Below are 20,552 nucleotides of genomic sequence, written 5' to 3' on the forward strand. Positions count from 1 at the left end.
GGCCGGCGGGAATCCGATGGCGAGGTAGATGACGTGGGGCCGCTTGCCTTCCGCAGGCGGACCGGGCGGGGGAGACGATGACATAGCTGTTGACGCTAGCACGCTGACATGCGCGGACTGTGGGTCGCTTGTGGCCGCCCGCGGGGCGGACGGCCACGACCTCCGGTACCGCGTCAGGCGGGCCGGCTGCCCCCCTTCCACTCCTCCATGAGCCGGACGACGTTGTGCGCCGCGCGGCCGTCGCCGTAGGGGGTGCCGGGGTCGGCGGTCGGCACGGGACGGGTCACCGTCTCGGCCCACTCCTGCGGCGACAGCGTGTGCGGGTCGGGAACGAGGACGTTCCAGCCCGTGTTGACGGTTTCCACCCACTCCGTCTCGGGACGGATGGTGGTGCAGATGCGCTCCAGCAGGAACGCCTCCTTCTGCAGCCCGCCCGAGTCGGTGACCACACCGACGGAGGCCAGGACGGCGGCGACCAGGCTCGCATACGGCAGCGGGCGGCCGACGTGGACGTTGCCCTGGGCCAGCTCGATGCCGTGTTCCTTGGCGCGGGCGACCAGACGCGGGTGCGCGGCCAGCGCCACCGGCACCGGCAGCTTCGCGAGCGAGTCGACGATCGCGGCGAGGCGCTCGGGGTCGTCGGTGTTGTCCGGGCGGTGCAGCGTCGCCAGCAGGAACGGCTGCGCCGGGTCGATGCCCTCGGGCAGCTCGGGGGCCGGGAACTCGCCGGCCCGCACCTGGTCGCGGATGCGCAGGCAGATGTCGACCATCACGTCGCCGGCCAGGCGGGTGCGGTCGGCGAGGCCCTCGCTCGTGAGGTGGCGCACGGCCTCCTCGGTGGGGGCCAGCAGCAGGTCGGCGCAGTGGTCGGTGAGGACGCGGTTGTGCTCCTCCGGCATCCGCCGGTTGAAGGAGCGCAGGCCCGCCTCCAGGTGCGCCACCGGCAGGTGCATCTTCACGGCCGACAGGGCACCGGCGATGGTGGAGTTGGTGTCGCCGTACACGAGCACCCAGTCGGGCTGCTCCCGCTCCAGGACCGGGTCCAGCGCGGAGAGCACGGCACCGGTCTGCACGCCGTGGCTGCCCGAGCCCACGCCGAGGTGGACGTCGGGGTCGGGGATGCCGAGGCCGGAGAAGAAGACGTCGGAGAGGTCGGCGTCGTAGTGCTGCCCGGTGTGCACGATCACGTGCTCGTGCTCAGTCTCCGCGAAGGCCGCCGCGATGGGGGCGAGCTTCACCAGTTGGGGTCGGGCTCCGACGATGCTGATGACTTTCACTGAGCACTCTTCTTCTCGGGTCGGGCTGGTGGGGCGGACCGGCGTGCCGGGCGGCGGCCGTGGTGCCACGGACGCACACCGGATGCAATGGTAGGCAATGACCGTGCTGACCAGGTCCGCGCCGGGATGGCCTCGGCCCCGAGGGTCGTGTCCATGCCGTGGTCAGAAGCCGTTGTGCGGCCCCGAGGGGGGCCGCATAACGATTTCGTGACCGGGTGTTCAGCGCCCGTCGGTGAGCACGTCACCTGCCCAGACCCAGTATCCGGCGAGCCCGCCCGCCGTGATCCGGCACATGGGCCTGCCGTTGATCACCGAGCGGCGGTCGAAGGGGGCGTTCGACGGGGCGGCGAACGTCACGGTCCGCGTGCTGCCCACCGCTCCGTCTGTGCCGAACTTGTAACACGTGACCTCGGTGCCGGCCGGGAAGGTCAGCGTGCGGTCCGGGTGGTAGACCGTCGGCAGGTACTCGCCGAGCAGGAACGCGTTCGGGTAGTACTCGCCCACCCACCAGCCCGCGTACGCCCCCGCGTCGATCCGGTAGTAGACGCCGCGGCCCTGGATCCGGCGGCGCCGGCTCGCGGGCGCCTGGGTGGCGCGGCTGAACGTCACGTTCTGGCGCGCGAGTTCGACGTCCGCCTGCGCCTTGTCGTAGTCGCCGTCCGACTGGGTGCCGAACTGGTACAGGGTGTGCGTCCCGGCCGCGAAGGCGATGGTGGCGCCCGCCGGGAGCACCCCGGAGGGGAAGTCGTCCGTCAGCAGGTCGGTCATGTGGGCGAAGCGGGGGCTGGCCGTCTGCCAGTGCAGCTGGCGGAGCTGGTTGATGTGGTGCTGGTGGTAGGTGTACGCCGGGATGCGGTGGGTCTGGCAGTAGTACGAGGCCCAGCGCTGGTTGCGCAGCAGCGGGAAGTACCGGTCGATCGTGGTGCACGCCCCGTCGTACAGCTGCACCGCCAGCTCGTTGCCGGTCTCCTGGATGTAGTCCCAGAGGCCGAACATGGCGAAGATCATGCCGTTGTACGTGTAGTCGCCCGTGCCGGGCTCGGCGCCCGGGTACTCCTGGATCCAGAGGTAGCCGGCGCTGTTGCGGTTGACGACCCAGGGGGTGGCGTTGTCGGCGAGGAGCAGTGAGGCGAAGGCGCCGTCGGCGGCCGCCCGGTAGAGGGCCTTCTCCTCCTCGGTGACCCCGTCCAGCTGGGAGAGCTGGACGAACAGGCTGATCGCCTCGCCCTGCGCCATGCCGGAGTACCAGGGCGCCTTGTAGGAGACGCCGCTGTGCTCGGCGTGGGTGAAGTCGAAGGGGTACGGGAAGTACCAGGCGCCGCGGGTCTCCACCCGGGTGTCGATCAGCCGCTTGGCCTGGGCCTTCGCGCGGGTGAGGAACAGCGCCCTGCGGGTGGGGTCGGTCTCGGTGCGGTAGCTGGTGATGCAGCCGAGGCCGAACTGGATCTGGGTGACCGGCTGGTTGTAGCCGGGGGCGGTCCAGCTCGGGCGGTAGAGGATCACGCCCTCGCTGTCGAGGTAGGTGTGCTCCGTGTTCGGTGTCACGTTCGCCCAGGTCGTGGGCCGGTCGCGCCAGGGGCGCATGGGCTCGGGCAGATCGGCGACGGCACGGTAGCCGCTGACGTTGAACTCGAACGGCAGGGTGGTCGGCGCGGCCGTCTGCACCGTCGCCAGGTCCGGGGCGCCGAGTCGCTGGGGCAGGCGCCTGCTGGGCGGGGAGACGACTCCGCCGGCCAGCTGGTCGGGCAGTGGCGGCAGCGGCGGCTGGGGCGCGGTCCGGTGCGGAAGGCTCAGTACCCAGGACCGGGGGATGCCGGAGAAGCGCGGGTCCCCGGCGGCCTTCACGCCCGAGGCGGCGGCCGCCGCCTGGCTCCCCACACCGACGAAGGAGACACCGAGCGCGGTGCCTCCCGTGAGACGCATGAACGCTCTGCGGTCGAAGTCTCTGTGGTCCACCGCGGAACGGTTGGTGTCAGCCATGGCTGATTCCCCCCTACGAAGATCAACAACTTCGTGGATCCTACGGGGGAGATCAGTGCAGGGATGGTGAATTTCGAAAGTGCAAGCGGGTGAAGTCCGCACGGGTGACGTTCATGCGGTGACGTGCGATCCGGTGACGTCATCCGGTGGCGTCACACGGTGCTCGTACGGATGAGGGGAACCGGCGAGGGCCGGCCCGAGCGGCTGCCCGGACCGGCCCTCTCCGCGGGTGCGGTGACCTCAGAGAGCGCGCTCGCTCAGCACGCCGTCCTTCTCGTCGTACAGGGCGCCGGTCTGCGGGCACTCCCACACGCCGGGCTCGCCCTCCCGCTCGACCAGGCGGACACCCACGCGTCCGACCCAGCCGACCCGGCGGGCCGGGACGCCCACGACCAGGGCGAAGTCCGGCACGTCCTTGGTGACGACGGCACCCGCGGCGACCATCGCCCAGCGGCCGATGGTGATCGGCGCCACGCACACGGAGCGGGCCCCGATCGACGCCCCGTCGGCGATCCTCACACCGACGGCCTCCCAGTCGCCGCCCCGCTTCTGCTTGCCCTCGGGGTCCACCGAGCGCGGGTTGTGGTCGTTGGTGAGGACCACGGCGGGCCCGATGAAGACACCGTCGCCGAGCTCGGCCGGCTCGTACACGAGGGCGTAGTTCTGCAGCTTGCAGTTGTCACCCATGCGCACGCCAGAGCCGACGTACGCGCCCCGGCCGATCACGCAGCCCTCGCCGAGCCGGGCGCCCTCGCGGATCTGCGCGAGGTCCCACACGCTGCTCCCGGCGCCGATCTCGGCACTCTCGTCGACCTGGGCGCTGGGCTGGACCCTGTAGTTCACTTCTTCGCCTTCCGGTGTCTGCGTTCGCCCGGCGAGCATACGGCGAGGGGCCGCCCGCCTGTCACGGACGGCCCCGGACGGAGCACCTGCGGGTCAGCGGCCGTCGGTGACGACCTGGTTGGCGGGGATCCAGTAGCCGGCCAGCTCCTCCGACGTGATCCTCAGCATCGACCGCCCGTTGACCATCGACCGGCGGTCGAACTGCAGGCTGTGTGCCTCGGAGTACTTCAGCGTCTTGAGCGTGCCGGCCGTCCCGTTGGTGCCGAACCGGATCGCCTCGACGGAGGCGTTCGCGGCGATCGTCAGGGTGCGCGGCGACCGGTAGGTGATCGGCAGGTGCTCACCGCGCAGGAACGCCTTCGGGTAGGCCTCCCCGATCCAGTAGCCCTTGTACGCCCCGGCGGCGATCCGGTACCACACGCCCGCGCCCTTGATCCGCCGCCGGATGTCGATGGGCGCCTGGGTGGCCTTGGCGAAGCTGACCTTCTTCGTGCCGAGGATCTTGTCCTGCTGGGCCTTGTCGTAGTTGCCGTCCGCCTTGGTCCCCACCTTGTACAGGGTGTGAGCGCCGGCGGCGATGGCGATCACGGAGCCGCTCTTCACGCCCGGCGGCGGGAAGTCCTCGATCAGCATGTCCAGCTGGTGGGCGAAGACCGCGCTGTTGGTGTGCCAGTGCAGCTGCTGCCACAGCGTGATGTGGTGGTGGTGATAGGTGACCGCAGGGATCCGGTGGGTCTGGCAGTAGTACGAGTACCAGCGCGGGTTGCGCAGCAGGGAGAAGTACCGCGCCATGGTCGTGCAGGCGCCGTCGTACAGCTGGGCCGCGAGCTCGTTGCCGGTCAGCTGGACGTAGTCCCACAGGCCGAACATGGCGAAGATCATGCCGTTGTACGTGTAGTCGCCCGTACCGGCCGTCTTGAACGGGTACTCCTGGATCCACAGGTAGCCCGACCTGTCCTTGTTCACCACCCACGGGGCGGCGTTGTCACCGCGCAGCAGCGAGGAGAAGGCGCCGTCGGCGGCTATCCGGTACCGGGCCTTCTCGTCCTCGGTGAGCCCGTCCTGCAGGCCTGCGAGCTGGGCGAAGAGGCTGATGGCCTCGCCCTGCGCCATGCCGGAGTACCAGGGCGCCTTGTAGGCGACGCCGCTGTGCTCGGCGTGCGTGTAGTCGAAGGGGTACGGGAAGTACCAGGCGCCGCGCGTCTCGACGCGCTTGGCGATCAGCCGGTCGGCCTGGGCCTTGGCGCGCTTGAGGAACGTGGCCTTGCGGGTGGGGTCCTTCTCGACGCGGTAGCTGGTGATGCAGCCGAGGCCGTACTGGATCTGCCCGACGGGGTGGTCGTAGACCTTGCCGTCCTTGGCGTAGTACATGTACACACCGTCGGCGTTCAGGTGGTACGTGCCCGTCGAGAGGTTCGCGTTCGCCCAGGTGGTGGGCCGGTTGCGCCAGGGCCGCATGGCCTCCGGCAGGTCCGGGCTGATCTTGTAGCCGGCCTTGTTGAACTCGAACGGCAGTGAGGTCGGTACGTCCGTCTCGACCGGCGTGCCCCCGGTGTAGGGGATGCGCGTGGACGGGCTCGGCGCGCTGACGGTGCCCCCGTCCAGCGGGTCCGGCAGCGGCGGCACGGGGATCGGCTCAGCGGTCCCCTGCGGCAGGCTCAGTGCGAGCGAGCGCGGCATGTTCGCGAACGGGTCGGGCGTGGGCGACTCGAAGACACCGGTCGCCATCGCGGTGAAGGTGCCGCCCCCCACGACGGCGGCGCCCGCGGCGGTGCCGCCCGCCAGCCGTATGAACCGTCTGCGACCTACCTCTGCGCGCCTCTTTCCGGCCATGAATCAGGTCCCCCCAGGGCATCGATCTTCAGATGTGTGGAGTTCACGCGGTGGACGTGTGACTCCGCAGTGGTAGAGAGAAGTTCAACTGAACGCCCAACAGGCGGGGTTGGGGCATAACGGTGCGTCAGGGGACATTTGCCGGGGGTTGGGGGGATTCTGTGATGGAACTGTGATCAGAGGGGAGGTGCGGATGTCGGACTTGCGCGTCCCGCGTGGCTCGAGGGCCGGTGGGCGATCGACATCGTTCGACCGGCTGTTCGCGGGTGGTGGCACCGGGTGCCGGCGGCAGGGGCGTGGGGGACCGGCGGTGCGGGGCTGCCGTCACCGTGTCGGCGGGCCGCTCGAGGGTGAGGTGGGGTGCCCCGTGGATGTCCGTGGACGGCTTCACCGTCCAGGAGGGCGAGTGCCCCGAGGGTGGGCGGCGGTGAGGGGGACAGGAGGCTTCGGCCCCGGTTTGACCCCCGTACACCCGCCCCGTAACCTAGACCGTCGGCGTGTCCACTGACGTGCCACATCCCCGTAAACCTCTTCCTCCCGGGTACCTCGGTGGCCGGGAGAGGCCGTCCGTTGTTCCTGCCCGGGCGGCTGGACTGCGGGGGTGCCGTTCCGAGCGAGAGAGTGAGATCCGCGTGTACGCCATCGTGCGCAGCGGTGGTCGCCAGCACAAGGTTGCTGTCGGCGACATCGTTGAGGTTGACAAGATTTCCACCGCCAAGGTTGGCGACACGGTCGAGCTCTCGACCCTGCTCGTTGTCGACGGCGACGCTGTGACCAGCGACCCGTGGGTGCTGGCCGGCATCAAGGTCCAGGCCGAGGTCGTGGACCACCACAAGGGGCAGAAGATCGACATTCTGCGCTACAAGAACAAGACCGGCTACCGCCGTCGTCAGGGCCACCGCCAGCAGTACACGGCGATCAAGGTCACTGAGATCCCCGCGGCTGCGAAGTAAGGGACTGAGGAGACATGGCACACAAGAAGGGCGCATCGTCCACCCGGAACGGTCGCGACTCCAACGCCCAGCGGCTCGGCGTGAAGCGCTTCGGCGGTCAGGTCGTCAACGCGGGTGAGATCCTGGTCCGCCAGCGCGGCACCCACTTCCACCCGGGCTCCGGCGTGGGCCGCGGCGGCGACGACACGCTGTTCGCGCTGCAGACCGGTGCGGTGGAGTTCGGTACCTACCGTGGCCGCAAGGTCGTGAACATCGTTCCGGTCGCCTGACCCGAGCGAGTCGTTCGATCTTTTCGCGAGGCGGACCTCACTTCCCTTCCGGGAAGGCGGGTCCGCCTTTCGCGTGTTAACCCAGGAAACACCCCCGTACGTCTCTGGAGGCACCCACCATGACCACCTTCGTGGACCGCGTCGAGCTGCACGTCGCCGCGGGTAACGGAGGTCACGGCTGTGCCTCCGTCCACCGTGAGAAGTTCAAGCCGCTCGGCGGCCCGGACGGCGGCAACGGCGGCCGCGGCGGGGACGTCATCCTCACCGTCGACCAGTCCGTGACCACGCTGCTCGACTACCACCACTCCCCGCACCGCAAGGCCACCAACGGCAAGCCGGGCGAGGGCGGCAACCGGTCCGGCAAGGACGGGCAGGACCTCGTCCTCCCCGTGCCGGACGGCACCGTCGTCCTCGACAAGGCCGGCAACGTGCTCGCGGACCTCGTCGGACACGGCACCTCCTTCGTCGCCGCCCAGGGCGGCCGCGGCGGGCTCGGCAACGCGGCGCTCGCGAGTGCCCGCCGCAAGGCGCCCGGCTTCGCGCTGCTCGGCGAGCCGGGGGACCTGCAGGACATCGTCCTGGAGCTGAAGACCGTCGCCGACGTGGCCCTGGTCGGGTATCCGAGCGCGGGGAAGTCATCCCTGATCTCGGTGCTGTCCGCCGCCAAGCCGAAGATCGCCGACTACCCGTTCACCACCCTCGTGCCCAACCTGGGCGTGGTGACCGCCGGGTCGACCGTCTACACCATCGCCGACGTCCCCGGCCTCATCCCGGGCGCCAGCCAGGGCAAGGGACTCGGCCTCGAGTTCCTGCGGCACGTCGAGCGGTGCAGCGTGCTGGTGCACGTCCTGGACACGGCCACGCTTGAGTCCGACCGCGACCCCGCCTCCGACCTCGACGTCATCGAGGCGGAGCTGCGCGAGTACGGCGGGCTCGACAACCGTCCGCGCATCGTCGTCCTGAACAAGATCGACGTACCGGACGGCAAGGACCTGGCGGAGATGGTCCGGCCGGAACTGGAGGCGCGCGGCTACCGCGTCTTCGAGGTGTCCGCCGTCGCGCACACGGGGCTCAAGGAGCTGTCCTTCGCGCTCGCCGACCTCGTCGCCAGGGCGCGGGCCGCCAAGCCCAAGGAGGAGGCGACCCGGATCGTCATCCGGCCCAAGGCCGTGGACGACGCCGGCTTCACCGTCACGCGCGAGGAGGCCGCCGGGGAGCCGCTGTTCCGTGTCCGCGGTGAGAAGCCGGAACGCTGGGTGCGCCAGACCGACTTCAACAACGACGAGGCCGTCGGCTACCTCGCCGACCGGCTCAACCGCCTCGGTGTCGAGGACGAGTTGATGAAGGCGGGCGCCCGCTCGGGTGACGGTGTCGCCATCGGCCCCGAGGACAACGCCGTCGTCTTCGACTGGGAGCCGTCCGTGACCGCCGGAGCCGAGATGCTCGGCCGCCGTGGTGAGGACCACCGCTTCGAGGCCCCGCGGCCCGCCGCCCAGCGTCGCCGCGACCGCCAGGCCGAACACGACGAGGCGGCCCAGGAGTTCGAGGGATTCGAGCCCTTCTAGACGCCGAGAGCCCCGGCTCTCCGTAGTCTCAGGGACCCGTTGCGGTATGGCACCCGTTGCCCTCCCGCAACGGGTCCCCCTCTGTCCCCCTTTTTGTCATGCACACGAGGCGCGGCGTTCAGCGCGGTGACTAGGTGTGCATGACAGCTTCCTTGTGTCCAAGAGACCAGTGACACAAGGGAGTTCACCGATGGCCGCTGGACCGGACCGAGCCGCCGCCACCGGCCGGCGCCGCTTCCTCACCGCCGGTGCCGCCGTCGTCGGCGCCGCCGCCTCCGCCCAGCTGTGGCTGCCCGGCACCGCACGGGCCGCCGAACCCCCGCTCCCAGGCGGGCTGTTCAGCCTCGGCGTCGCCTCCGGCGACCCCCTGCCCGACGGGGTCGTGCTGTGGACGCGGCTCGCCCCCGCCCCGCTGACCGGCGGCGGCATGCCCGACCGGGTCGTCCCGGTGGAGTGGGAGATCTCGCCCGACGAGCGGTTCGCAACCGGCGTCCGCCGGGGCGTCGCCCAGGCCCGTCCCGAGTACGGGCACAGCGTTCACGTGGACGTACGCGGACTGCGCCCGGGGCGCGCCTACTGGTACCGCTTCCGCGCCGGCGGGCAGCTCTCACGCGTCGGCCGTACCCGCACCGCGCCCCAGCCGCTCGCCTCCGGCGGCTCCCTGCGCCTCGCCCTCGCCTCCTGCCAGAACTGGCAGCACGGCTACTTCACGCCGTACGCCGACATGTACGCGCAGGATCCCGACGTCGTCGTCTTCGTCGGGGACTACATCTACGAGTCGGCACCCTCGGCGAGCGGCCCGCGCACCCACGAGGGGAGCGGGGAGCCGTACGGCCTCACCCAGTACCGCAACCGGTACGCGCAGTACCGCACCGATCCCGACCTGCAGCGGATGCACGCCCACGCGCCCTGGGTGGTGACGTTCGACGACCACGAGGTCGACAACGACTTCGCCGGGGAGATCCCGCAGGACCCGGCCAAGCAGTCGCACGACGCGTTCGCGGCCCGGCTGACCGCGGCCTACCAGGCGTACTACGAGCACATGCCGGTCCGGGCGACCGCGATCCCCGACGGACCGCACATCCGGATGTACCGGCGCTTCCAGTTCGGCCGGCTGGCCCGGCTCAACGTCCTCGACACCCGGCAGTACCGCAGCGACCAGGCCACCAGCCAGACCGGTGCCCAGGACCCCGCGCTCACCATGCTCGGCGCCGAGCAGAAGCGGTGGCTGCTGGACTCGCTCCACGGTTCGAACACCCGGTGGAACCTCGTCGCCTCGCAGATCATGATGGCGGAGACCGACCTGCTGGCCGGCGCGGGCAAGCGGTGGTACTACGACGCCTGGGACGGCTACCAGGCCGAGCGCAACGCCCTGCTGGGGGAGTTCCAGAAGGTCCGCAACCCCGTGGTGCTCAGCGGGGACCGGCACCTCACCATGATCAGCGATCTGCGCGAGGACTTCGCCGACCCGTCCTCCGCGGTCGTCGGCGCCGAGTTCGTCGGCACCTCCGTCTCCAGCAACGGCGACCAGGACCAGGCCGCCTTCCACGCCCAGTGGGACCCGCTGAAGGCCGACAACCCGCACTGGAAGCTGATCGACGCCCACCGCGGCTACCACCTCTTCGACGTCCGCCGCGACGCCGTGGACGCCCAGGTCCGTGTCGTGGACACCGTCCTGAAGCCGCAGGCGACCGCCCGCACGCTGGCCAGGCTGCGGGTCACCGACGGCACGCCGGGCGTCCGGCGGGCGTGACGGAGGCGGGGGAGGAGCCCGGGACGCAGCGGGGCCCGGTGCGCCAGGACTCCGGGCACAGGGCCCGGTGCGCCTGGACCCAGTGGACAGGACTCGGTGCGCGCGCCCAGCTCAGAGCACAGGACTCGGTGCACACGGCTCGGCGCACGAGACTCAGTAACGTCCCATGCTCCTCTCAGCGTCGCCTCAGGAACCGCTCCTACCGTCCCTTGACCATGGAGACGGACTGTACGAAGACGGACTGTACGAACAGCCAGGCCCGCGTGGTCACCGGCCGCCCCGCCGCCCTGCCCGCCGGAACCCGCCTGCTGCACATCGGCCCGCACAAGACCGGGACCACCGCCATCCAGGGCGCCCTGTTCGCGGCGAAGGAGCGGATGCGGGAGCACGGCGTCGAGTTCCCGGCGGCCAGCAGACACCCCATGCAGGCGGTGCTGGCCGCCTGCGCCCGCCCCGGGATGATCGGTGACACCACGCCCACCGAGCGGCACTGGACCCGGCTCGTCGAACAGGTGAGCGCCACCGGGCGCAGCACCTCGGTGGTCAGCAGCGAGTTCTTCGCCGACGCTCCCGACGACGCGACCATCGCGCGGATCGTCGAGCAGCTCGGCGGGGAGCGCGTGCACGTGCTGGTCACCCTGCGGCCGCTGGGGCGCATCATGCCCTCGCAGTGGCAGCAGTACGTGCAGAACGGGCTGCGCATGGGATACGAGGAGTGGCTGGAGCACATGCTCCGCAAGGCCCCGTACGAGAAGCCCAACCCGAGTTTCTGGCGGCGGCACCGGCACGACCGGCTGGTCGAGCGGTGGGTGCGGGTGGTGGGGGCCGACCGGGTCACCGTCGTCGTGGTCGACGACCGGGACCGCGAGGGGCTGATGCGCACCTTCGAGGCGCTGCTGGGGCTGCCCGCGCGTCTTCTGCAGCCCGTTCCCGACACGGCGAATCGTTCACTCACCCTCGCCGAGACGGAAATGCTGCGGAACCTCAATAAGGAATTCCGTGGCAATGGTCTCCCCGACGAGCTCTATTCCAAGCTGGTTCGCAACGGCGCGGTCATGCATATGAAGAACACGTGCAGTCCCACGCCGCGCGACGTGAAGATCTCCACACCCGCGTGGGCGGTCGAGGCGGCCGCCGCGATCGGCGCCGAGATGGCCGGGCGTATCGAGGCGATGGGCGTGCGGGTGATCGGTGACACCGGCCTGCTGTCCGCCGTGCCGGAGCCGGCCCGCGGCGCCGCCGAGGAACCCCGGATCGCGCCCGAAGTGGCCGCTCAGGCTTTGTACGGGGCGCTCGCCGCGGTGGCCGAGGGGACAGGGAGGGGCGCGACCCGCCCGGTGCACCGGACGTCCTCGAAGGAACTCGTGAAAGTGTTGGGGCATCGCTGCCTCAAGCGGTTGCGACGGCGCTGAGCCGCTTTCCCGTCACTCTCGGCTATGTGCTGCATCCTGTGGAGTTACTCACAGGATTTCACGGGGGCGCCGGAGGAAGACTCACCCGCGTCTCGTCAAACACCGGCACCGCCAGGTGAATGACAGGTGGCGCGCACATATGCACTGAAGGGCGCTCACCTTGCATCGCGGTTACCGCAAGTGGGACCATTTCCCCGTTCCCTGTCGCCCCAAGGTAGGTCACCTGTGTCCCAGCACATAGCCAAGCCCCGTACCACCGCAGTGATCCTGGCCGGTGGCACCGGCCAGCGGGTGGGTCTGTCGATCCCCAAGCAGCTGCTGAAGATCGCCGGCAAGGCAGTCATCGAGCACACGCTGACCACCTTTGAGAAGGCCGACTCCGTCGACGACGTCATCGTGCTGATGGCGCCGGGCTATGTGCCGGACGTCGAGAAGATCGTGGCCAAGGCCGGGTTCCGGAAGGTGTCCCGGATCATCGAGGGCGGCTCCACCCGGAACGAGACCACCGAGCGCGCCATCGCCGCCCTGGGCGAGGGGCTGGCCGACGGCGAGGACCTCAACGTCCTCTTCCACGACGCCGTACGCCCCCTGCTCTCGCAGCGCGTCATCGACGACTGCGTCGCCGCGCTCGAGCGCTACCAGGCCGTCGACGTCGCCATCCCGTCCGCGGACACCATCATCGTCACGCGCACGCACGGCGAGGACGGCGAGTTCATCACGGAGATCCCGGACCGCTCCCGGCTGCGTCGCGGCCAGACCCCGCAGGCGTTCAAGCTGTCGACGATCCGTCGGGCGTACGAGGTGGCGGCGGGCGACCCCAACTTCCAGGCCACCGACGACTGCACGGTCGTCCTGCGCTACCTGCCGGACGTGCCGATCCACGTCGTGGCGGGCGACGAGTACAACATGAAGGTGACGCAGCCGGTCGACGTCTTCATCGCCGACAAGCTCTTCCAGCTCGCCTCCACCGCCGCCCCGGAGCAGAACGGCGAGGACGCCTACCGCGACCTGCTCACCGGCAGGACGCTGGTGGTCTTCGGCGGTTCGTACGGCATCGGCAAGGACATCGCCGAACTCGCCGAGTCCTACGGCGCGAAGGTCTACGCCCTCGGCCGCTCCACCACCGGCACGCACGTGGAGAACCCGGAGGAGGTCGACGACGCGCTGTCCAAGGCGTACTCCGAGACCGGCCGGATCGACTACGTCGTCAACACCGCGGGCGTCCTGCGCATCGGCAAGCTCGCCGAGACCGACAACGCGACCATCGAGGAAGCGCTGAAAGTCAACTACCTGGCCCCGGTGCAGATCGCTCGTTCGGCCTACAAGTACCTCGCCGAGACCAAGGGCCAGCTGCTGCTGTACACCTCCAGCAGCTACACCCGCGGCCGCGCCGAGTACAGCCTCTACTCCTCGACCAAGGCCGCCATGGTGAACCTCACCCAGGCCCTGTCCGACGAGTGGGCCGGCGACGGCATCCGGGTCAACTGCATCAACCCGGAGCGCACGGCGACCCCGATGCGCACCAAGGCCTTCGGCCAGGAGCCCGCGGGCAGCCTGCTGTCCTCCGAGGCGGTCGCCCGCACCTCCCTCGACGTGCTGCTGTCCGAGCTGACCGGGCACGTCATCGACGTCCGCCAGCAGGACCCGACCGCCGACGCCAGCCGCGCCTCCGGCTTCGAGCAGGCCCTGGCGGGCGTGCTGGACCGACAGGACGGCGTGGCATAATCAACCCCAAAAAGCCATTGGAATTCAGGCCTCTGTGGCTCTCGGTTTACCGAGGATTCACAGAGGCCTGAATCCGTAAAAATCCCGAAATCTTGAGAAGGGATTTTCCGGACTTTCCGGCTTCTATGACCGGCACCCCTCCCAGAGCAGGTTCCTCCGTGATAACCACCGCTATTCGCGTCGCCCGGGTGGGCAGCGCGGCCGAGCTGGCCGCGGCGGCCCTCATGACGCTGGGCTACCCCGGCCTCATGCTGGCCGCGCTCGTCCCGAGCGTCCCCGCCTTCGCCGCCGCGGCCGCCGTGACGTACCTGGCGGACCTCTATCTCCACCGCAAGGGCAGCTACCTCATCACCCTGCTGGGCAAGGTGAGAGCCGGTCTGTCGACGCGCTTCCTGGTCCGAGAACTGCTGCTGATCCTGCTGCTGGCCAGACTCGACCTCTCCAAGGAACCGGTCTTCTACGCGGCGATCGCCTGCTTCACGGTCTTCTTCGGTCTGCAGGCCCCGCACGGCGCCCTGGTCACCCTGATCGGCAACCGCCGCCAGATGCCGGTCGTCACCCGCAACGTCGACCTGGTCTCCCGGATGCGCATCCCGGACGCCCCGCCGCGGCGCCTGCTCAGCGGGGCCGGCGTGAAGATGCTGCACCTGGACCTCGCGGCCGTCGTCGGTCTGCTCGTCTACGCCCTCACGGACGTGGAGCTCGCCGGTTTCGTCGGCGTCGGCGTCACCCTGGGCCTGGGCATGCTGTACGTCGTCGCGCTGGCGCCGTACCTGCGGGCCAAGCGCGTCCCGCCGAAGGCCGACAAGGTGCTGAAGGCGGTCAGCGCGTGGCTGCGCGAGTACCGGCCGGAGACGGTGCTGTACTTCTCCGGCTCCGCCGACTCCGCCTACCAGGTCAACATGTGGCTGGAAACGATGGAGCAGCTGGACTCCCGTCCGCTGATCATCCTGCGTGAGCGCTACATCCTGGAGAAGATGGCGCCCACGACGGTCCCCGTCATCTGCGTGCCCGGGGGGGTGCACCTGATGAACATGGACCTGTCCACGGTGCGGGTCGCGCTGTACGCGGCCAACGTCGGCAAGAACATCCACCTGCTGCGCGTGCCCACCATGAAGCACGTCTTCATCGGCCACGGCGACAGCGACAAGCTCGCCAGCGTCAACCCGTTCAGCAAGGTCTACGACGAGGTGTGGACCGCCGGACGCGCGGGCCGCGACCGCTACGCCATCGCCGACGTCGGCATCCGCGACGAGGACATCGTCGAGGTGGGCCGCCCGCAGCTCGCGCCGATCGAGCCGTGGAAGGGCACGCCCGAAGGGCGGATCCCGACGATCCTGTACGCGCCCACCTGGGAGGGCTGGGACGACAACCCGGGCAACACCTCGATCCTGCTGGCCGGCGAGAACATCGTGAGGAAGCTGGTCGCGGCCGAGCCGCCGGTCCGGGTCCTGTACAAGCCGCACCCCTTCACCGGGACCCGCAGCGCCAAGGCGGGCGCCGCCCACCGCCGTATCACCGCGCTGATCAAGAAGGCCGCCGCCGAGCGCGCCGCCGACCCCCGCTTCACCGCGGACCCGGCGGCCCAGGCCCAGGCCAAGGCCGACCTGATCCGCCTGAAGGCCCGTCTGGACGCGCTGTCCCTCGCCTTCGACGAGAAGGCCGACGAGGCCGTCACCAGCCGCGACGGCCTGGTCGACATGCGCAAGCACGAGGAGGCCGCCCGGCTGCGCGCCGAGTGGAACGACGCCTACTGGCGCTCCTTCCCCGCCTTCGAACACCGCGTCATCACCGGCACCGAACCGCGTCTGTACGACTGCTTCAACGCCTCCGACGCGATGGTGTCCGACATCTCCAGCGTCGTCTCCGACTTCATCGCGAGCGGCAAGCCGTACGCCGTCACGGACTCGGCGGAGCTGGGCGCGGAGGAGTTCAAGCGACAGAACACCGCCGTGCGCGCGGCCGTGATCCTCACCAACAGCGCGGCCGAGCTGGACCGTCTGCTGGCCGCCGTACGCGATCCGGCGGCCGACCCGCTGGCCGAGGACCGCAAGGAGCTCAAGGAGTACCTGCTCGGCCCCGACGAGCCGACCTCCATCGAGCAGTTCAACACGGCCGTGGCCAACCTCGCCCTCAAGGCCGAGGCGCGCAACATGAGCCAGGAGTCCCGGGTCGCCGCGGCGGCCGGCGGGCCGGAACTGGCGGAGGACGGCGTGACGGCGGTGTGACGCGCGGCCGGCGTCGGCCGGTCCGAGAACCCGTCGGCACAAACCCGGCACCCATCGGCTCGGCCCCCGGAGATCACTCTCCGGGGGCCGAGCCGTTTCCGTTCGCTGTGACGCGGCACACATGCGGAAGTGGAGGTAACGGAAGCAACCCCTCCTCTTCATCTCCCGTCTATCGGGTTGTCCGACTATTGACTTAGGGGAAATCGTGTGTTCCGAGGGGGACAAGTGACCCTGGCCGAGCCTGATGTCAGCGTGATCATCGGCGCCTACGAAGCCATGCCCTACCTGGTGGAGTGCCTGGCGTCGGTCGAGGCGCAGACGATGGATCCGGCGCGCATCGAGGTCATCGCGGTCGACGACGGTTCCCGGGACGGCACCGGCGAGTGCCTGGAGAAGTTCGCCGCCCGCGCCCCCATGGCGGTCACGGTCGTCCACCAGGAGAACTCCGGCGGCCCCAGCGGCCCGCGCAACGTCGGCCTCGCCAAGGCCACCGGCCGTTACGTCTTCTTCCTCGACGCCGACGACCGGCTCGGCCCCGAGGCCCTGGAACGCATGGTCGCCATGGCCGACCGCAACGGCACGGACGTGGTCCTCGGCCGCGTCGAGGGCATCAACCGCAAGCCGCCCCGGTCGATGTGGGGCAGGACCCTCGACCGTACGGACGTCTTCTCCTCCAACATCAAGTTCACGCTCAGCGCGCAGAAGCTGTTCCGCCGCGCGCTGCTGGAGCGGCACGGCATGCGCTTCGACGAGTCCCTGTGGACCGGCGAGGACGCGCTGTTCACGATGGAGGCCTACCTGCGGGCCGACGGCGTCTCCGTGCTCGCCGACTACACCTGCTACTACCTGGTGGGCCGGACCGACGGCAAGCACGTGACCAAGAAGGGGAGTTACACCCTGCGCTTCGACTCCGCGCGCGCCCTGATGGAGCTGATCGCACGGATGCTCCCGCCCGGCGCCAAGCGGGACACGCTCATGGTCCGGCCCTTCCTCATCACGCTCCTGCCGCAGTTCGGGCCGGTGTTCCTGCGGAACGACGAGGAGATCCGGCGCACCAAGATGGAGCTGGCCAAGCCGCTGATGGACGCCTACTGGAACGAGGGCGTCGCCCACCGCCTCAGGGTCCACGAACGGCTGCGCCTGCACCTGGTGGACCAGCAGCGCGCCGATCTCCTCGCGGACGTCCTGGAGTTCATCAAGGCCGAGCAGGACCCGGCCCCGGTCCTGGAGAAGCGCGGCACCCGGCTCTACCTCGCCTACCCGCACTTCCGTTCCGGGCCGGCCGGCATACCGGATCGCGTCTACCTCGCCGAACCCCGCGAGGCCAAGGCCTACCCGGGCTGGCGCAAGGGCCCCGCCGAGTCCTTCCTCCGGCGGGCAACCCGCAAGCTACGACGCCTGCTGACCCAGCACCGGGTCACCTCGAGAAGCGCCACGACGGGGTGACGCCGGGGGCAGGGCGGGAGGTGGCCGACGGGGGCGCTGCGGCCGACGGGGGCGCGGAGCGGGCCGCGGGGGCGTGAGTTGGCCGACCGGGACCCTGCGACCACGTGGGGCCGGCCGACTCAGGGGCGTGGGGAACTGCGCGACAAGCCCCCCACAACCCGCACCCGGCCAGGACATCACCCCGTGGGTCGCCGCGCCGCCGTGCAGGCGTCCCGCACCCGGCGACGGAGATCACCCCGTAGGGCACCGCCCCGCCGCGCAGGCGTCCGCCCCGGGCGACAAACAACCCCCGTAGGACGCCGCCCTCCTGCGGAGCTACTTCGTCGGCTTCAGCGCCCGCCGCAGCGGTCCCCCCACCACACGCCGCGCGCGGCGGTAGATCGAGGGCGTCGGAAGCGCGGCCTTGGCGGCCGCCGCCTTGGCGCTGACCTTGGACTTGGTCAGTTCCCGCCTCAACTGCGCGTTGGCGCTGTCCAGTTCGGCGACGCGCTGCTGCAACCACCCGAACCGGCTGGTCAGGGAGGCCAGGTCGACGTCGTTCCACGGGCGCACGCCCGCCGGGAAGGTCAGCGACCGCAGCTTCTTGTCGAAGGCCTCGCCGCCGTCGCCGTGCGTAAAGGTGTTCTCCAGGCCGTTCTTGTCCAGGAACGCCGCGAAACGGTCGAAGCGCTCCTTGTGGTTGCCGGTCAGGGGGCCGAAGTCGGCCTCCTCGTACAGGTCGGCCGGGTCGAGATCCGCGGGCACCTCGCTGAGCAGCCGGTGCGGGATCTCGAAGTAGCGGCACAGCTCCAGCGTGCGCGAGTCGAAGGCCAGCACGGTCGCGGGCGTGCCCGCCAGCAGCGCCGCGATGTTGCCGTGGATGCGCGAGCCGAACGAGTAGTCGAAGTCCCGCAGGTCGTCGATCCAGGTGAGCGGATCGATGTACACGCGGACCTTGTCCTCCCGGTACATCGGGTGGTCCGGGTGGGTCGGCATCTCGGTGATGCGGCCGGCCGGGGAGTCCACGTCCCGCCAGTGCAGCTGCTTGGCGTCGGTGAGGTTCTGGCCGATGTAGCGCAGGTTCGGGTACTGCGCGTGCGCCCGGGTGATGATCTTGTGCAGGCCGCCGCCGCGCACCGCGGTGTGCGAGCCGTTGACGGCCACCCGCGAGTCCGCGGTCAGCGCCGCCGCCCGCTTCTCGACGGTGAGCTGGTCGCCGTACAGGAACATCGACGGGCAGCCGATGACCTCGACGTCCTTGAAGCCCATGTCGTTGAGGTACTTCTCGGTGAACTCGCCGCGCACGCCGATGGTGGCGCTGTGCTCCAGCACCGCCGAGCAGAAGGCGCGCACGGTCGGCTCCATGGGCTTCAGCCGCGCCGGGTCGTAGGTCACCCCGGTCTGCGCGCCGACACCCAGCACCACGACCGGGATCTTCAGCTTGCCGATGAGCCGGGTCAGCCGCTGCAGCGCGGCCTCGAAGGAGGGGCGGAAGGCGTTGGCGAGCGGTACGACGAAGGCGTCGTACTCCTCGTTGATGCGCCCGGCCGCGCCGACGTCGGTCCGCATCCCGTTGGAGAAGACCTCGACGTTCGGCGTCGTGAGGATCTTGTGGGCGGCATCGCTGAAGATCAGGTTGCCGGAATTGGTGGCGATCACGTCGCGGTGCAGGGCTTCCTCGACGGGGATGACGTCGAAGGGGCCCTTCCCCGAGCGGAGGAGTATGCGCTTCACAGAGCGAACTTTAAGTGACACAAACTTCAAAATAAATTTTGACTCTCTTCAAGCTCCACGCGGAACGCCTACAACCTTTTTGCCCTACGCGAACTGTGAGCGAACGACTACACGCCGTGACTGTCCGGGGAGTGGGATCCGGGCGCGTCCTGCGCCCCCGTTCGCGTAGATTGCCTGCTGGGCAGCCGTGACTAGGCGAGGGGACGAAGAACAAGGTGGCAGGGGCAAGGCAGGCCGTACGCGAGGCCCGCAGGATCGTCGTCAAGGTGGGCTCCTCGTCGCTGACCACCGCCTCGGGCGGGCTGGACGCCGACCGGGTCGACGCGCTCGTCGACGTCCTCGCCAAGAGCCGCAGCGGAGGAGAGAAGGAGATCGTCCTCGTCTCCTCCGGCGCCATCGCGGCCGGCCTCGCCCCGCTGGGCCTGCGCCGCCGCCCCAAGGACCTCGCCCGACAGCAGGCCGCCGCCAGCGTCGGCCAGGGCCTGCTCGTGGCCCGCTACACCGCCTCCTTCGCCCGCTACGGCGTCCGGGTCGGCCAGGTACTCCTCACCTCCGACGACATGAGCCGGCGCGCCCACCACCGCAACGCCTCGCGCACCCTCGACAAGCTGCTCGCGATGGGCGCCTTCCCGGTCGTCAACGAGAACGACACCGTCGCCACGGACGAGATCCGCTTCGGCGACAACGACCGCCTCGCCGCCCTCGTCGCCCACCTGGTCCACGCCGACCTGCTCGTGCTGCTGTCCGACGTGGACGGCGTGTACGACGGCGACCCGAGCAAGCCGGGGACCTCGCGGATCGCGGAGGTGCGGGGCCCGGCCGACCTCGAGGGCATCGAGATCGGCAGCGCCGGCAAGGCGGGCGTCGGCACCGGCGGCATGGTCACCAAGGTCGAGGCCGCCCGGATCGCGGCCGCCGCAGGCATCCCCGTGGTCCTCACCAGCGCCGTGCACGCGGCCGACGCCCTCTCCGGCGGGGACACCGGCACCTATTTCCACTCCACCGGGCGGCGCTCCGCGGACCGGCTGCTGTGGCTCCAGCACGCGTCCACCCCGCAGGGCTCGCTCACCCTGGACGACGGGGCGGTCCGGGCGGTCGTCGAGCGGCGCAAGTCGCTGCTGCCGGCCGGGATCGCCGCCGTAGAGGGCGAGTTCAGCGCGGGCGACCCCGTCGAGCTGCGGGACGGCCGGGGGCACGCGGTGGCCCGCGGCCTCGTCAACTTCGACGCCAAGGAGATCCCCCAGCTGATCGGCCGGTCCACCCGCGAACTGGCGCGCGAGCTGGGCGCCGAGTACGAGCGGGAGGTCATCCACCGGGACGATCTGGTGATCCTGCACCCCTGAGCGGAGTCGAACGACCGCTCCCGGACCCGCTCGAACGGTCCGTACCGGTGGGGGACGTTCCGTGAAACCGCCCCACGGAGCCGTGCGGCCTGCTCAACTTTGTCTCTGGGACACATTCCGCACGAGCGCTGCGTAAAGGAGGCCGTCGTGAGACGAGTGCGCCCTGGGGTGGCAGCGGCCCGTGTGAGTACCGGCGGGACCGACAAGGCGTC

Annotated in this window: 14 protein-coding genes; 9 read left to right on the forward strand and 5 right to left on the reverse strand. The window is 70.2% G+C overall.

All coding sequences use genetic code 11. The annotated features are described in order from the left end of the window. Positions 1 to 173: 173 nt before the first annotated feature. The 4 genes from wecB to ACIBBD_RS32925 all read right to left on the reverse strand — a co-directional run bounded on the left by wecB (position 174) and on the right by ACIBBD_RS32925 (position 5,933). Positions 174 to 1,277: a non-hydrolyzing UDP-N-acetylglucosamine 2-epimerase gene (gene wecB, locus ACIBBD_RS32910; RefSeq protein WP_399423225.1), complete on the reverse strand. Its 1,104-nt coding sequence runs from the start codon at positions 1,275 to 1,277 to the stop codon at positions 174 to 176. Positions 1,278 to 1,496: 219 nt separating this feature from the next. Next, positions 1,497 to 3,257, reverse strand: a complete 1,761-nt coding sequence (locus ACIBBD_RS32915) for a D-glucuronyl C5-epimerase family protein (protein WP_399423226.1) — start codon at positions 3,255 to 3,257, stop codon at positions 1,497 to 1,499. A 240-nt stretch (positions 3,258 to 3,497) separates the two neighbouring features. Next, complete coding sequence (locus ACIBBD_RS32920; protein ID WP_399423227.1) at positions 3,498 to 4,100, reverse strand: acyltransferase; 603 nt, start codon at positions 4,098 to 4,100, stop codon at positions 3,498 to 3,500. A 93-nt stretch (positions 4,101 to 4,193) separates the two neighbouring features. Then, on the reverse strand, positions 4,194 to 5,933 hold the full coding sequence (locus ACIBBD_RS32925) for a D-glucuronyl C5-epimerase family protein (RefSeq protein WP_399423228.1): 1,740 nt from the start codon (positions 5,931 to 5,933) through the stop codon (positions 4,194 to 4,196). A gap of 632 nt (positions 5,934 to 6,565) precedes the next feature. Between ACIBBD_RS32925 and rplU the strand changes: the two genes are divergently transcribed. From rplU to ACIBBD_RS32965, 8 genes are all read left to right on the forward strand, one after another. Continuing rightward, positions 6,566 to 6,886 (forward strand): 50S ribosomal protein L21, encoded by a 321-nt coding sequence (gene rplU / locus ACIBBD_RS32930; RefSeq protein ID WP_004931419.1) that lies wholly within the window; start codon positions 6,566 to 6,568, stop codon positions 6,884 to 6,886. A 14-nt stretch (positions 6,887 to 6,900) separates the two neighbouring features. Further along, the gene (gene rpmA / locus ACIBBD_RS32935) at positions 6,901 to 7,155 is read left to right on the forward strand and encodes a 50S ribosomal protein L27 (RefSeq protein WP_399423229.1); all 255 of its coding nucleotides are present in this window, start codon (positions 6,901 to 6,903) and stop codon (positions 7,153 to 7,155) included. A gap of 119 nt (positions 7,156 to 7,274) precedes the next feature. Then, positions 7,275 to 8,720 carry a GTPase ObgE gene (obgE, locus tag ACIBBD_RS32940; RefSeq protein WP_399423230.1) on the forward strand — a complete coding sequence of 482 codons (1,446 nt, stop codon included), beginning with the start codon at positions 7,275 to 7,277 and terminating at the stop codon, positions 8,718 to 8,720. 190 nt (positions 8,721 to 8,910) lie between these two features. Further along, positions 8,911 to 10,473: an alkaline phosphatase D family protein gene (locus ACIBBD_RS32945; RefSeq protein ID WP_399423231.1), complete on the forward strand. Its 1,563-nt coding sequence runs from the start codon at positions 8,911 to 8,913 to the stop codon at positions 10,471 to 10,473. A gap of 215 nt (positions 10,474 to 10,688) precedes the next feature. Further along, positions 10,689 to 11,885, forward strand: coding sequence for a hypothetical protein (locus ACIBBD_RS32950; RefSeq protein WP_399423232.1), 1,197 nt, complete (start codon positions 10,689 to 10,691; stop codon positions 11,883 to 11,885). Between the two features lie 225 nt (positions 11,886 to 12,110). Then, entirely contained in the window at positions 12,111 to 13,610 is a 1,500-nt protein-coding gene (locus ACIBBD_RS32955; RefSeq protein ID WP_399423233.1) for an SDR family NAD(P)-dependent oxidoreductase, read from the forward strand. A 158-nt stretch (positions 13,611 to 13,768) separates the two neighbouring features. Next, on the forward strand, positions 13,769 to 15,838 hold the full coding sequence (locus ACIBBD_RS32960; RefSeq protein WP_399423234.1) for a hypothetical protein: 2,070 nt from the start codon (positions 13,769 to 13,771) through the stop codon (positions 15,836 to 15,838). A 225-nt stretch (positions 15,839 to 16,063) separates the two neighbouring features. Further along, complete coding sequence (locus ACIBBD_RS32965; RefSeq protein WP_399423235.1) at positions 16,064 to 17,284, forward strand: glycosyltransferase family 2 protein; 1,221 nt, start codon at positions 16,064 to 16,066, stop codon at positions 17,282 to 17,284. A 315-nt stretch (positions 17,285 to 17,599) separates the two neighbouring features. Here ACIBBD_RS32965 and ACIBBD_RS32970 read toward each other — a convergent pair whose 3' ends face one another. Continuing rightward, positions 17,600 to 18,997, reverse strand: coding sequence for a polysaccharide pyruvyl transferase family protein (locus ACIBBD_RS32970; RefSeq protein WP_399423236.1), 1,398 nt, complete (start codon positions 18,995 to 18,997; stop codon positions 17,600 to 17,602). Positions 18,998 to 19,212: 215 nt separating this feature from the next. Here ACIBBD_RS32970 and proB point away from each other — a divergent pair, with 215 nt between their 5' ends. Next, complete coding sequence (proB, locus tag ACIBBD_RS32975) at positions 19,213 to 20,340, forward strand: glutamate 5-kinase (RefSeq protein ID WP_399423237.1); 1,128 nt, start codon at positions 19,213 to 19,215, stop codon at positions 20,338 to 20,340. The last annotated feature ends 212 nt before the right edge of the window (positions 20,341 to 20,552 follow it).

It is taken from the genome of Streptomyces sp. NPDC051315 (assembly GCF_044455165.1).
Lineage (GTDB): Bacteria > Actinomycetota > Actinomycetes > Streptomycetales > Streptomycetaceae > Streptomyces.